The sequence below is a fragment of the Mesorhizobium sp. P3_A8 genome (assembly GCF_056402995.1).
The window spans coordinates 403004-418095 of sequence record NZ_JBFUGI010000003.1; the positions used below are offsets into that span (position 1 = coordinate 403004).

At 65.2% G+C, this 15092-nt stretch carries 7 protein-coding genes; 3 read left to right on the forward strand and 4 right to left on the reverse strand.

The window, feature by feature from the left end; genetic code table 11:
• Positions 1 to 122 precede the first annotated feature (122 nt).
• Entirely contained in the window at positions 123 to 752 is a 630-nt protein-coding gene (gene upp, locus AC1DX4_RS09790) for a uracil phosphoribosyltransferase (RefSeq protein WP_172234653.1), read from the reverse strand.
• A gap of 113 nt (positions 753 to 865) precedes the next feature.
• Positions 866 to 1840 (reverse strand): adenosine deaminase, encoded by a 975-nt coding sequence (locus tag AC1DX4_RS09795; protein WP_477220118.1) that lies wholly within the window; start codon positions 1838 to 1840, stop codon positions 866 to 868.
• Between the two features lie 134 nt (positions 1841 to 1974).
• Here AC1DX4_RS09795 and ubiE point away from each other — a divergent pair, with 134 nt between their 5' ends.
• From ubiE to coaBC, 3 genes are all read left to right on the forward strand, one after another.
• Entirely contained in the window at positions 1975 to 2751 is a 777-nt protein-coding gene (ubiE, locus tag AC1DX4_RS09800; RefSeq protein ID WP_477220119.1) for a bifunctional demethylmenaquinone methyltransferase/2-methoxy-6-polyprenyl-1,4-benzoquinol methylase UbiE, read from the forward strand.
• A 67-nt stretch (positions 2752 to 2818) separates the two neighbouring features.
• The gene (ubiB, locus tag AC1DX4_RS09805) at positions 2819 to 4393 is read left to right on the forward strand and encodes a 2-polyprenylphenol 6-hydroxylase (RefSeq protein WP_477220120.1); all 1575 of its coding nucleotides are present in this window, start codon (positions 2819 to 2821) and stop codon (positions 4391 to 4393) included.
• An 84-nt stretch (positions 4394 to 4477) separates the two neighbouring features.
• Positions 4478 to 5947, forward strand: a complete 1470-nt coding sequence (coaBC, locus tag AC1DX4_RS09810; protein WP_477220121.1) for a bifunctional phosphopantothenoylcysteine decarboxylase/phosphopantothenate--cysteine ligase CoaBC — start codon at positions 4478 to 4480, stop codon at positions 5945 to 5947.
• Between the two features lie 53 nt (positions 5948 to 6000).
• On the opposite strand, the gene AC1DX4_RS09815 is transcribed toward coaBC, so the two are convergent.
• A complete protein-coding gene (locus AC1DX4_RS09815; RefSeq protein ID WP_477220122.1) occupies positions 6001 to 6582 on the reverse strand; it encodes an invasion associated locus B family protein in 582 nt (193 codons plus the stop codon).
• Positions 6583 to 6618: 36 nt separating this feature from the next.
• Positions 6619 to 14706: an autotransporter outer membrane beta-barrel domain-containing protein gene (locus tag AC1DX4_RS09820; protein WP_477220123.1), complete on the reverse strand. Its 8088-nt coding sequence runs from the start codon at positions 14704 to 14706 to the stop codon at positions 6619 to 6621.
• Between the last annotated feature and the right edge of the window lie 386 nt (positions 14707 to 15092).

A 15092-nucleotide genomic window follows, 5' to 3' on the forward strand; every position in this document is an offset into this window, starting at 1 on the left:
TGGACGCGCGGCGCTGTAGTGAGCGCCGATTCATTAGCGCTGGATGGTGTTTGCCGCTTTAACGCCCGCCGAAACCGCGCAGTTGCGTAAACAATCGGTAAATCGCACCAGGCAGCCTGATACTATTTCGTCCCGTACATGCGGTCGCCGGCGTCGCCGAGGCCCGGCATGATGTAGCCCTTCTCATTGAGCTGACGGTCTATGGAGGCGGTGAAGACCGGGACATCCGGATGCGCCTTGGTGAAGCGCTCGATGCCTTCGGGTGCCGCCAAAAGGCAGAGGAAGCGGATGTTGGTGGCGCCGCGCTGCTTCAGCTTGTCGATCGCCGCGATCGCCGAATTGGCTGTCGCCAGCATCGGATCGACGACGATGACCAGCCGGTCAGCGAGATCGCTCGGCGCCTTGAAGAAATATTCGACCGCTTCCAGCGTTTCGTGGTCGCGGTAGAGACCGACATGGGCGACGCGCGCCGCCGGCACCAGGTCGAGCAGGCCTTCCAGCAAACCGTTGCCGGCGCGCAGCACCGAGGCGAAGACCAGCTTCTTGCCCTCCAGCGTCGGCGCTTCCATGGTCTCCATCGGCGTTTCGATGGTCGTCGTCGTCAGTTCGAGATTGCGGGTGACCTCATAGCCGAGCAGCAGCGATATCTCGCGCAACAGCCGCCTGAAGCCGGCCGTCGAAGTCTCCTTCTTGCGCATGATGGTCAGCTTGTGCTGGACAAGCGGATGGTCGACGACGGTGACGCCCTTCATGATGGTCTCCTGATGCGTGTCGCCCGATGCGCGCGGGCGCGACAGGCAGTTCTCACGACCCTAGCGACTATGTGCCGGCCAAGGAACCGCCCGCCGACGCCGGACCACAGATTTCAGCGTGCCGCGCCGTTCAGCCGGGCGAGAAGTGCTGTCTTGGTCTTCCTATCGACGAAGGCGGCCTCGATAGCGGTTCTGGTGACGGCTGCCAGCGCCTTCTCGTTCATCGCAAAATGCTCCGCTGCAATATCGTATTCGCGCTTCAGCGACGTCCAGAAATAAGGCGGATCGTCGGAATTGAGCGTCACCTTGCAGCCGGCCGCCTGCAGGGCGGGAAACGGATGGTCGGCAAAACTGTCGAACACCTTGAGCGCGATGTTGGAACCGGGGCAGCATTCCAGAACGATGCCTTCGTCGGCGATACGCCGGACAAGGTCCGGATTCTCGATGGCGCGCACGCCATGGCCGATACGGGAGGGTTTGATGTGGTCGAGTGCCGCCTGGACGGTCTCCCACCCCGTCAGTTCCCCGGCATGGATGGTGATGCCAAGCCCGGCCTCGCGCGCGATCTCGAAAGCCCTGACATAGTCCTCCATCTCGCCCATGCGCTCGTCGCCGGCAACGCCGAAGCCGGTGACCAGCGGATGCCCGCAACGCGCCGCGAAGCGCGCCGCCTGCTCGATCGACTCGACACCGACATGGCGCACGCCGGTGACGATCATGCGGCCCTCTATGCCGGTCTTGGCCTTGGCGCGGAGCATGCCTTCGCCAAGCGCGTCGGTATAGGCCTTGGGCGACAGCCCGGCTTTCGTCGCATGGTCCGGCGAGGTGAACACTTCGGAATAGATGGCCCCGTCGCGGGCAAGGCTGGTCAGATAGTGGTCGGCCAGCCGCGCATAATCTTCCTCGGTGCGGAACAGATCGGCGGAAAAGTCGTAAGCCGCGAGAAAGGAGGTGAAATCGTGCCAGACGAAGGAACCGTTCTGGATATAGGGCGACGTGTCCTTGCCGTATTTCTGCGCCTGGCGGACGACGAGTTCTGGCGCGGCTGCCCCTTCAATGTGGCAGTGCAGTTCCGCTTTCAAAGGCATTCAAACATCCCGTCGGTCAGTCCAGGTCTTGAAAACCCACCACCTGGAAGCGCGGCTGAACACCGCGCCTTAAACAATAGCGCCCACAGCATCGATCGGCTATGGTCCCGCCGGTTTTATGACGGATCAAAAAAATGTCAGTTGAGAGAACCACGGCCGCGGGCGGCATGGAAACCTCCTATGGTTTCAAGCGTGTAGGGGAAGGCGAGAAGCAGTCCCTGGTCAACGATGTTTTCCACAAGGTCGCCAACCGCTACGACCTGATGAACGATCTGATGTCGGCCGGCCTGCACCGGCTGTGGAAGGATGCCATGGTGACATGGCTCAATCCACCGAAGCGGGCGGGCTGGAAGGTCCTGGATGTGGCAGGCGGCACCGGCGACATCGCCTTCCGCATCGTCGCTGCCAGCCAGGGCAACGCGCATGCCACGGTGCTCGACATCAACGGCTCGATGCTCGGTGTCGGCCGCGACCGGGCCGAGAAAAAGGGCCTGTCCGGCAACACCGATTTCGTCGAGGCCAATGCCGAGGAATTGCCCTTCGCCGATGCCACATTCGATGCCTACACCATCGCTTTCGGCATTCGCAACGTGCCGCGCATCGAAGTTGCCTTGGGCGAAGCGTTCCGCGTGCTGAAGCCCGGCGGCCGGTTCCTGTGCTTGGAATTTTCCGAGGTCGAGATGCCGCTGCTCGACAAGGCCTACGAAGCCTGGTCGTTCAACGCCATTCCCAGGATCGGCAAGATGGTCACCGGCGACGGCGAGCCCTATTCCTATCTGGTCGAGTCGATCGCGAAATTCCCCAACCAGCAGAATTTCGCCGCGATGATTTCCCGCGCCGGCTTCGACCGCGTTTCCTTCCGCAACTATTCCGGCGGTATTGCCGCGCTTCATTCAGGCTGGAAGCTTTGAGGCGGCATCGCATTTCCCATCCTCGATATAGCTCGTGCCAGTCGCAAGGACCGGCCTCGGTGCAGCCATGAGCAGCGTCGGCGCTGGTTTCAGGCTCGCACGGGCCGGCTGGGTGCTGGTGCGCGAGGGCGTCATCGCCGCCCTGCCGGGCGAGGAACTGTCCGGCCTGCCGAAATTCGGCTGGCGGCTGGCGCGGCTCTTCACCCGGCGGCGCGCGCTCGCCTATGAGCGCAGTGACCGGCTGGCCAAGGCGGTGGTCCGGCTCGGACCGTCCTATGTCAAGCTCGGCCAGTTCCTGGCGACGCGGCCTGACGTCGTCGGCAATGACATGGCGCTCGACCTCGCCATGCTGCAGGACAAGATGCACACTTTCCCGAAGGCCGAGGCGGTCGCGGCCATCGAAGCCTCGCTCGGGCGCAAGGTGGGCGATCTCTACGCCGCGTTTGGCGACCCGGTCGCCGCAGCCTCCATCGCCCAGGTTCATGCCGCCGAAACCATCCATGACGGTACCGCAACCAAGGTCGCGGTGAAGGTGATTCGGCCAGGCGTGCGCCGCCGCTTCTTCCAGGACCTTGAGAGCTATTTCCTCGCCGCCCGCATGCAGGAGAAATACATCCCCTCGTCGCGCCGGCTGCGGCCTGTCGAGGTGACCGAGACGCTGGCGCAGACCACCAAGATCGAGATGGACCTGCGCCTCGAGGCGGCGGCCCTGTCGGAACTCGGCGAGAACACCAGGGACGATCCAGGCTTTCGCGTACCTTCCGTCGACTGGGAGCGCACCGGCCGTGACGTTTTGACCATGGAATGGGTCGACGGCGTCAAGATGAACAACATCGACGGCCTCGAAGCCGCCGGCCACGACCTCAAGGCGATCGCCGCCAATCTCATCCAGTCGTTCCTGCGCCATACCTTGCGCGACGGCTTCTTCCATGCCGACATGCATCCCGGAAACCTGTTTGTTGAGGCGAATGGCACCATCGTCGCCGTCGATCTCGGTATTGCCGGCAGGCTGGGCAAGAAGGAGCGCCGCTTTCTCGCCGAAATCCTCTACGGTTTCATCACCCGCGACTATCTGCGCGTCGCCGAAGTGCATTTCGAGGCCGGTTATGTGCCGCGCCAGCACAATGTCGCGGCCTTCGCGCAAGCCATCCGCGCCATCGGCGAGCCGATCCACGGCCAGCCGGCCGAGACCATTTCCATGGCCAAGCTGCTGACGCTGCTGTTCGAAGTGACCGAACTCTTCGACATGGCGACAAGGCCGGAATTGATCCTGCTGCAGAAGACCATGGTGGTGGTCGAGGGCGTGGCGCGCACGCTCGATCCGGCCTTCAACATGTGGAAGACGGCGGAACCGGTGGTCGGCGGCTGGATTGCCGGAAACCTTGGCCCGCGCGGCATGATGATCGACGCGCGCGATGGCGCCAAGGCGCTGCTGACGCTCGCCCGTCAGATACCCGAGCTTGCCGCGCGCACGGACAGGCTATCGCGCGAAATCGACCTGATGGCCGAACACGGACTGCGCTTCGACGAGACCACCGCCCGCGCCATCGGCAAGGCCGAGGCGCGCTACAGCCGCTCAGGCCGCATGGCGCTGTGGGTGATCGCGCTGACGCTGATTTATATCGCCTGGAAGATTCTTTAGTTCCGACCCTTGGTTCCGCAACTTGCGGCAAATTGATTGCATTGCTATCATTGCCATCGAACAAGATGGGCGTAGTGCAATCACATGGCAAGCATCACGATCCGCAACCTTGACGATGAGGTCAAGGAGCTGCTGCGCCGATTGGCGGCGGAAAACAACCGCTCCATGGAAGAGCAGGCCCGGGTGATGATCCGGACCGCTGTCGACGGCCAGATCAGGCCTGGACGTATCGACCAGATCGAAAAGACTTTGCGCGACTTGGCTAGCACGCACGTTGCGGCGACGCAGGTTGCCTCGCCCGCAGGCAAAACCCTGCCGCGCGGCAGCCTCTCCGGCAAGCGCATCCTGCTCATCATCGGCGGCGGCATCGCCGCCTACAAGGCGCTCGACCTGATCCGCCGGCTGCGCGAGCGTGGTGCAGCGGTGCGCGTGGTGATGACATCAGCGGCACAGGAATTCATCACCACCCTGTCTGTCGGCGCGCTCTCGGCCGACCATGTCTTCACCGAATTGTTCGACCGCAATGACGAGCATGATGTCGGCCACATCAGGCTGTCGCGCGAGGCCGACCTTCTGGTGGTCGCGCCCGCCACCGCCGACCTGATGGCCAAGCTTGCCAACGGCCATGCCAACGATCTCGCCTCGACCGTACTCATCGCCACCGACAAGCCAGTGCTGATGGCGCCGGCGATGAACCCCAGAATGTGGTCGCATGCCGCGACGCGCCGCAACCGCGCGACACTGGGCAAGGACGGCATCGCCTTCATCGGCCCGGCCAAAGGCGAGATGGCCGAAAGCAATGAGGCCGGCGAAGGCCGCATGGCCGAGCCGCTGGAGATCGTCGCCGCGATCGAAGCGCTGCTCGATGCCGGTCCCAAGCCACTCGCGGGGCGCAAGATCATCGTCACCTCCGGCCCGACGCATGAGCCGATCGACCCGGTGCGCTATATCGCCAACCGTTCCTCCGGCAAGCAGGGCCATGCCATCGCCGCGGCGTTGGCCAAGCTGGGTGCTGATGTGCGCCTCGTCTCCGGTCCCGTAAGCATTGCCGACCCGACCGGTGTGAAGACCATCCATGTCGAGCGGGCGCAGGAGATGCGCGATGCGGTCGAACAGCTTCTGCCCGCCGACGCCGCCGTGTTCGTCGCCGCCGTCGCCGACTGGCGAACCGAGAATTCGGCCGGTGAGAAGATCAAGAAGGTGGCGGGTGAAGGCCCGCCGGTGCTGCGCATGGTGGAGAATCCCGACATCCTTTCAGGGGTCGGCCATCACAGCCGGCGACCCGGTCTGGTCATCGGTTTCGCCGCCGAGACGCAGGATCTTTTGCGCAACGCCGAGGCCAAGCTCAGGAAAAAAGGCGCCGATTTCATCGTCGCCAACGACGTCTCGCACGAGAGCGGCATCGGCCCTTCAGGCGTGATGGGCGGTGATCGCAACCGGGTGCGGATCGTGTCGAAGGCCGGCGTCGAGGAATGGCCCGAAATGACCAAGGACGAGGTGGCGGCGCGGCTCGCCGCCCTCATTGCCGAACGGTTGAAGACGATCGTTGTTTGACGTGTTGGCGGGAAAACCCTTCCGCCAACACTCTGTTGCCGGTATCTCAGCCGTCAGTTGGACAAAAGCTCCGCTGTGCGGGCGAGTGCGCCGCTAAAGCCGTTGAGCGGAACGGAAAAGCTCACCGCTTGCCCGGTATCGGCCGCGAAGGCGTCGATCTTGAGCGTCGTGCCGTTCTTGAGCAGCGGCGTGACAGTTGCGTCGAACGCCACCGGCACCAGGCAGCCAACCACCTGGCAGGTGTTGAACGCCAGGCTACCGTCGAGCTTCTGGTCGTCGATGGTCAGGGTGACGCCCTTGGCGAGCGCCAGTCCAAACGGCAAGGCAAGGGTGCCGGTCGCATCGTCACCGGTCTTGCTCGACAGCTCGATCGCCAGCAGCCGCTGGTTGCTTTGCTTGTTGAACTGCTGGTGCGACAGGCTGCAGACCTTGTTCGTGCCCGATATCTGGCAATTGACCGTCCAGTCGCCATGGGTTTCGGACAGAGCCGATGCACCCCCGGGCAGTTGCGGCGCATCGGCGGCGGGCGCGGGCGCCGCCGCGACCTTGTCGCCCTTGGTCTGCGCGGCCACCGCCGGCAGGCCGGCAATGCAGGCAACACCCAGCATCGCTGCGAAATACGCGTATTTCCTCATCAAGACCTCTCCCGCCCGGCTCCGTCTCGAGCCAGCCTAGAAACTGACCTTGAAAGACGCGCTGACTGCATTCTGTTTGACCGTTTCCCCGAAGGCGCCGTTGTACCTGACGGACATGCCGACGCCATTGACGCCATTCAACTCGAGGCCGGCGCCGACCCGATAGAGCGGCGAATCGATCGCTTCCGTCAAGTGCAATGCGGGGTTGCCGGGCAGATTCTCCGCCGCCGCGAAGCGGCCTTCGATGTCCCACTCCTTGTTGGAGAATTCCACCCCGGCCTTTCCGTAGAGGCGAACGCTGGCAATGTCGCTGAGCGGAATGTCGGTGCCGATCTCGAGTGCTGGCGTTGCGGAATAGTACGTGTTGGCGCTGCCGTCGAAATTGAAGCCGGCAACCGAGCCTTCCTCCTTGCCCGAAACACGCAACCAGCGCGCGTCGAACTGTACGGTCGGCTGCAGATAGAACGCCCCCATTTCCTTGGTGAAACCCAACCGTGCCGAGCCGCCGAACATAGCGGTTTTCTGCGTATAGGTGACGCTGTTGCCTATACCCTCAAGCAATTCCTCCGGCAGGTAGTCGCCAACCAGCGTTTCGCCCGGTATGAAGCCGACCTGATCGAGATGAGTGTCGCGTTCGCCCTTGAACGAACCCGTGCCGCCGCCGAGCGCGAAGTCGACGAAGTAGTTCTTGTCGGCGTATTTGGCCAGCGCATAGGCCTGCCAGGCCTCGCCGGTGGTTTCCGACAGCAAATCCCCGTTGAAGTCGATCTTGGAGTCGAACTCCGTGCGACCGATGGTGGCGCCGAGCGACCAGTTCTGGCCGACCTCGCCGATGCCGCCAAGCGACATCGTCTTCAGGATGTCGTCGCGGCTTGTGGTCCCCGCACCGGCATCGCGGCTATACTCCGCCTGCGGGCTGATCGACGCCCAGACGCAGCGACCATCGGGATTCTTGTAGGCCGGCACGCCGGTGCACTCGCGCGCCGACTCCAGCATCATGTCGGCTTCGCGATTGATCATGTCGAACGTGTGCACGGCATAGTGTGGCGTCAGCCGGGTCAAGGCGGCGCCCAGCTCTTGCTCGTTGGGCAGGAAGCGCAGCATGTTGATCAACCGCGCCATCGGGTTGTCCGGGGTCGAGGCCGCCTCGACGTCGTCGAGATACTGCGCCATCTGGAACACGCCGGGATCGGTGGTGCCGGACCCCGGATCCTGCGCCAGTTCCAGGAAGGTCTTGTTGTCGGCGTAGAGAACCAGATCGGTGCCGTTGTCCACCTTGAACTGGAAGTTGAAGCCCACCGCCGGATGCAAGGTCTTCGCCTCGATGCCGGCATCGGTCATCGCCGAACCCTTGACCACCACATATTCCGTGAACAGCTTGTCAATCGACAGGAAGTTCAACGGCGCTTCGCCGTTGAAGTTGCCCGCGCCTGTCAGTGCCAGAGCATCGGTGATCTGGTTGTTGAGGTCCACATCGGTGACGAAGTCGCCGGACAGATCTTGCTTGAAGCCGCCGCCGACATCGACTTTAGCGACCACACCAATGCCTTGGTTGGTATACAGCCCGTCATTGGTGAACAGCCCGCCGCCGAGATCGATGGTCTTGAGGCCGACCATCGAGGAATCGGCGAAATTGTGGAAGCTGTTGTTGCCGCCGCCGAGATCGATATTGCCGATGACGCGTCCGAGCGTGGCGACCGCCTTCGAATTGTCGACATGGTCGTCGCCCGACGTGCCGGTGATGGCGAACGGACTGAAATCGTCCAGCAGCGATTCCAGGATCGCATCTGTCGGCACCACCGGACCCGGCGCCAGCAGGAAGGCCTTGAATGCCTGGAACTGCGAAGCCTGGATCTCGAATGTCGGCGTCGCTCCCATCGCATAGAGCAGGCTGTGGTTGGTCAGCGTGTTGTTGGCACCGCCGACAAGCATGGCCGCCACGCCCGTTCCCGCCCCGCCGATCGTATACTGGCCGTTCAGGTTGATGGTGATGTTGCCCTTGGTGCCCTTGGCCGTGCTCTCGCCGTAGGCGGCCACGGAATCCGCGCCCTGTGCAAACAGGCTATCTCCCGCCGTCAGGTCGACCGCGTGAGCGTTACCGTCGCCGGTCGCACTCTGGCCAAACATCGCATACGAACTTGCGCCCTTGACCCAGACCCGGCTGTCGGTGCTTGCCGACGCCGCCGCGGCATCACCGATACCGCCCTGCGAGCCGGCCGCCGATTGGCCCATGGCCAGCGAATCCATGCCGCCGGCGCCGCCGCCGCCGCCCACCGCCTGGGCGACGATGCCATGGCCGCGGTCGCCATCGGTCTCGATGGCGCCGGACTGGATGATCGTCACCTTGCCGCCGGTGCCCTTGGTGCCGCCGGGGGTGTTGAAGCCGACGGCATTTGGCCCACCGCCATCGTCATCGGCGCCGAAACGGCCAAAGCCCGCGCCGCCAATGCCGCCACCGCCGCCGACCGACTGGGCGATGATGGCGATCGAATCCTTGCCGGTGGTCGTGATCGTGCCGGTGCGGATGACGGTGACATCGCCGCCGTCGCCGCCATTGCCGCCGAGACCGCCGATGGCCAGCGCATTCGAGCTCTTGCCCTTGGCATCGCCGCCATAGCCGCCGCCGCCGCCGACCGATTGTGCGACCACGCCATGCGCGCGCTCGCCATGGGTGATGATGCTGCCGGAAACGGTGACGTCGACCTGGCCGCCATTGCCGCCATTGCCGCCGAAGCCGCCAAGCTGCAGCGCGACGGAATTCTCGCCTGCCGTGTCGGCCGACACCACGCCGCCATAACCGCCGCCGCCGCCGACGGACTGGGCGAAGATGCCGATCGCTCCGTCCTTCCAGGTTTCGATGACGCCGTCATTGTTCACCGTGACATGGCCGCCATTCGACCCGTCGCCGCTTGGCAGCGAGACCGCGCCGCCGATCGTCATGTCGGCCTCGGAGGTGTTGGCCGCAGCGCCCGACGCGCCGCCGCCGCCGCCCACCGATTGCGCGAAAATGCCGTGCGAGAGGTAGCCAAGCGTGGTGATCTGGCCGTGATTGTCCACCGTCACGTCGCCACCGCGGCTGCCGGTACCGCCCAGCCCACCGATCGCCAGCGTCACCGATGTCTCGGCGCTACCTGTCTCGGTCGAGCCGGCACCGGCAGAACCGCCGCCGCCGCCGACGGATTGTGCGAAGATGCCGTACGAATTGTCGCCCTTGGTCAGGATCACGCCCGACGCGAAGTTGGTGACATGGACGAAATCGCTCTTGCCGCCGTCGCCACCGGCTCCGCCGAGGCTGAGCGTAATGGCCACATTGGAGTCCTTGGCTGACGTGCCGGAAGCACCGCCGACGCCGCCGCTGCCGCCGATCGACTGCGCCATGATGCCGTGCGAATAGGCCTTCTCGGTGTGGACGTAGCCGCTGTTCTCTACGACGACCTTGCCGCCGTCACCGCCGACCTTGCCGGATCCGCCGAGCGAGAGATTGACGCTGACTTCCGAATCATCGGTCTTTCCGGTGCTCTGGCCAGCGCCACCCGCGCCACCGCCACCGCCCACCGACTGTGCGAAGATGCCGATCGACCGCTCCTGCTTGGTCCAGATTTCGGCTGTGGAGAGATTGAAGACGTCGACCTCGAAGCCACTGCCGCCGCCGCCGCCCGCACCGCCAAGCGCGCCGCCAATGGCATATTTGCCGATGACGCCCGATGTCGCCGAGCCGCCGACGCCACCGCCGCCGCCAATGGAATTGGCTGAGATGCCGTAGGAATCGGCGCCGTCGGTGACGATCAGGCTTCGGTTGGTGACCGACACCGTGCCGCCATTGCCGGCGCCTCCGGCGGCCAGGCCGATGGCCGCGCCGATGCCGACGGACGTCTCACCCTCACTGCCGCCGCCGACGATCTCCTCATCGGTCGAGGCCGCACCGCCACCGCCACCGCCGCCGCCGACCGACATCGCCAGGATACCGATCGAGTTGAAGCCCTGGGTGCGGATCACTCCGGAATTGTCGACATGCACGCCGGCGCCGATGACGTTGCCGCCATCATCCAGGCGGAACATTGCCGCATCGTTGCCGGAGCCACCTTTGCCGCCGATGCCGACATTGACGGTGACACTCGTCTCGCTAGTGCCGCCGAGATGGAACGCCTTGGCGTTGCTGGCTCCGCCCATACCGCCGCCGCCGCCGAGCGACTCGGCGACGATGCCTGACGAGAAATCGCCGGTGGTCGTCAGATTGCCGCTGTTGGTCACGTCGACCGCGCCGGAAAAATTACCGGTGCCGCCGCCGCCGCCAACGCCGACATTGACAGCGACATTGACACCTTCGCCACCGCCGAGATCGGCGGTCGCGCCATTGGTCGAGCCGCCATTGCCGCCGCCGCCGCCAATCGACTGGGCAAGGATCGCCGCGCTCATGTCGCCGGCGGTCTGCACCGTCATGGCGTTATGAACGAGAACGTCGTCGCCGACATTGCCGTCGCCGCCGCCGCCGCCGATGCTGACCGTTGCATTGACGCTGACATTGACGCCGTAGCCGCCAGCCGCCGCCCAGGAATCGCCGCCATTGCCACCGCTACCGGCGACCGATTGGGCAAGGATTCCGACCGCCTGATAACCGCTGGTGACGATGCTGCCGCCACCGTTGAGGCCGGTGTCGACGATCACCAGGTCGCTGCGGCCGCCGTCGCCGCCCCAGCCACCGACCGTCACGCCGAGACTGACGCTGACGCCGTTGCTGACCGCGCCGGCGATCGTCGCCGCGCGCCCGCCATTGCCGCCGCCGCCGCCAATCGACTGCGCGACGATGCCGCCCGAACCGACCGCGTCGGTATCGGCGATGATGTTGCCGTCCGCCTTGACCGTGACCTTGCCGCCGGGGCCGCCGTCGCCGCCGGTACCGCCGACCGCGACGCCAACCGCGGCGGAGGCATAGAAGCCGGCGCTGAAGGCGCCGGAATAGGCGTTGCCGCCATTGCCGCCGCTGCCGCCGACCGATTGGGCAAGGATGCCCTTCGAACCGGCGCCACCGACATGGATGTCGCCCTTGTGGGTGACGGAAACCTCTTTGCTGAGGTTGGCGTCGCCGCCGCCGCCGCCGATCGCCACGCCTGCCGCGCCAAACACGCCAACGGCAACAGCCCCGGTGCTGCCACCATTGCCGCCGCCACCGCCGACCGACTGCGCCAGGATGCCGTTGGAAAGCACACCCTTGGTGGTGATGTCAGCGTTGTTGATGACCTCGACGATGCCGCCCTCGCCGCCGGCGCCGCCCGAACCGCCGATTCCGACCGCGGCGAACAGTCCGGCCGACAGCGCAAAGCCGCCATCGCCGCCGGAGCCGCCGACCGATTGCGCGAAGATGCCGTTGGACAGGTCGCCACCCGTGTCGATCTTGCCCGAATTGTTGACGAACACCTTTTGGCTGGTGCCGGCCGCGGCACCAGAGCCGCCAAGGGACAAGGAAGGACCGCCCGCCGTAACGCTGAAGCCGCCAGAACCGCCGCCGCCGCCAATGGATTGCGCCAGCAGCCCGTGCGACTGGTAGCCGCCCGTGCTCAGCGTGGCTGCGTTGATGACGTCGACCGTACCGGAAGCGCCGCCGCCGGCGCCCTTTCCACCGATGCCGATGTTGACCCCGAGACCGAGACCGACGACACCGCCGCCATTGCCGCCGCCGCCGCCGATCGACTGCGCCACCATAGCCGAAGACCGTTCGCGCGTGGTGGTGACGGAGCCGCCATTGTCGGTGATCTTGACCGCGCCGGCATCGCCGGCGACGCCGCCGCTGCCGCCAATGCCGACGGAGGCCGCCAGACCGAGGCCGCCGACGAAGCTGCCATTGCCGCCACCGCCGCCGATCGACTGGACCAGGATGCCGATCGAATCGGCGCCTCCCGTTTTGACGACCGAATTGTCCGTGAAGAAGCTTGCGGCAAGCGCCTTGCCGCCGCCAGCGCCACTGCCACCCACGCCGACGTTGACACCGGCGCTGCCGCTGATCACCGCGCCACCATTGCCGCCGCCACCGCCGATGGATTGCACGATGATGCCGCCGGAACGGTCGCCGGATGTCGTCACGCTGCCATTGGAGCGGGCATCGACGATACCGCCTTCGCCAGCCGCGCCGCCGCTGCCGCCGACGCCTACCGAGACAATCCCCGAGACCGCAACGGAGAAGCCGCCATTGCCACCGCCGCCGCCCACCGACTGGACGATGATGCCGGCCGAATCCGCAGCATGCGTGGTGACGGTGGACTGTGTGCCGTTGAAGGTGACGGCATCGCCATTGCCGCCGCCGGCACCTTTCCTGCCGATGCCGACGCTGACGCCGGCGCTGCCTGCTACCGAACCACCACCATTGCCGCCGCCGCCGCCGATCGACTGTGCGATGATGCCGACGGAGCGATCCTGGAACGTTTCGACGCTGCCGCCGGTCGTCATGTTGACGGTGCCACCCTTGCCACCCGGACCGCCTTCACCGCCGACGCCAACCGAGACAAGCGCGGAGATAGCCAAGGCAAAGCCGCCATTGCCGCCACCGCCGCCCACCGATTGCGTCAGAATGCCGGTTGAATCGCCTCCGTTGGTGGTCACGTGTGACGTGCCGACATTGTAGATGACGTTGCCACCGGCACCGCCCGCGCCGCCCTTGCCGCCGATCGAGGCCGAGACAACGCCGCTGACCGTGTAGCTGCCGCCGCCATTGCCGCCGCCGCCGCCAACCGATTGCGTCAGGATGCCGATAGCCGAGTTTCCATGTGTTTCCACTGTCGGGCCGGCTGCTGCCTGCTGGACGTTGACATCGCCGCCATTGCTGGCTGCACCGCCGGAACCGCCAACGCCAACCGCGACCACAGGGCCACCGGCGATGGCGAAACCGCCATTGCCGCCGCCGCCGCCGATCGACTGGATGACGATGCCGATCGCACCGTCACCGCTGCCGTCGGCGCCGGTCTTGATGGAGCCGCCCAGATTGCCGAAGACGCTGCCGCCCTTGCCGCCACCACCGCCGGAGCCGCCAAGAGCGATCGATCCGATCGCGCCGCCGCCGTCGCCACCACCGCCGCCAACCGACTCCACAAGCATGCCGATCGCGCCGACGCCGTTGGTCGTGATCGAACCCGTGTTGGTGCCGGTGGCGGTGCTGCCATTGTTTCCGTCAGCGCCCGAACCGCCGCCGCCAAAGAGGCCGAAGGCTCCACCACCATCGCCACCACCGCCGCCGACAGACTGGACAACCATGCCGCTGGCGAAGTCACCCATCGTGGTGATATTTCCGGAATTGGTACCGTCCGCCGTGCCGCCAACGGTCGGCACGCCGCCATTGCCGCCGCCGCCATCGATCAGACCGCCGCCGTCAGCCCCATCACCGCCGACGCCGCCAGCGGACCGTACGAGCATTCCCTTCGAGAAGGTGCCCTGCGTGTTGATTGTGCCGGCGTTGTTCGCCGAAGCAGGCCCGCCATAACCGCCGGCGCCGCCATTGCCGCCATTGCCACTTCCGATGGCGCCGGAGAAGCCGCCATCGCCACCGTTGCCGCCATCCGAAATGGAGCTTATGCCGTTCGAGAGATTTCCGGTCGTTGTTATGGTGCTGCTTGCAGTCGTGGTGACCGTCGCCGTGCCGCCATTGCCGCCGCGGCCGCCATTGCCGCCATCCGACAGGCCCAATGCGGCGGCAAAGCCGGCGTCGCCGCCGTTACCGCCGCTGGCATTGGCACTGATGCCGTCCGCGGAACCGCCGGAGGTCTGCAGCACGGCGGTATTGGTGATGTCGACGGTGCCGCCCGGGCCACCGTCCCCGCCGCTGCCGCCCTTCAATTCGACAAAGGGAGGGATCGCGGTGAAGTGCACCACCGTACCGCCGTCACCGCCTTTGCCGCCCCGTGCGGTGCCGACAAAAGCGCTCGTTCCGACGGTCGAGATGGGATCGTTGTTGGTGAAAGTTGAATTGCCGCCGGGGTCGCCCGTATGGCCGTCCGAACTGCCGAAAGCGTCAGCACCATCGTCGCCAGGTGCGCCGTCATGGTTGATCACGACCTGTGCGTGGCCAGGGGTCACGTTCAGGACGGCAAAACCGGTCAGTGCCGTGGCGCCAAGCAAAAGCGTCAGCCGGGCAGCCAAAACCGCCGAGCGACGGTTTCCAGCCTTGGTAGATGTTGCAATCAGGGGAAGTCGACATCTCCCCATAGTCGACGTGGTGGCACAGTGTTCGGCCGCTCCGCCGGTGAAATCAAGGCAACCCAAAGTACGCTTTGAAAACAAAGCCATGCACTTACCCCCTTTTGGGCAGCGCTCTCAATCCCTCCTTGAGTTAGACGCCCCCACCCCGTTACCCCACGCAATAAAATGCCGGCACTTCGCAATAAGGCTCAATGCAGGAGGCCAGCATATCCGCAGTCCCACTTGCGCAGTGCTGGCTCAATTAGACTACACTAACTTGTGCCAGTTGAAATCGAAAACTTACGTAAGGGACACTGACCAAAGCCGTCAGTCATTCATAGTCGTCA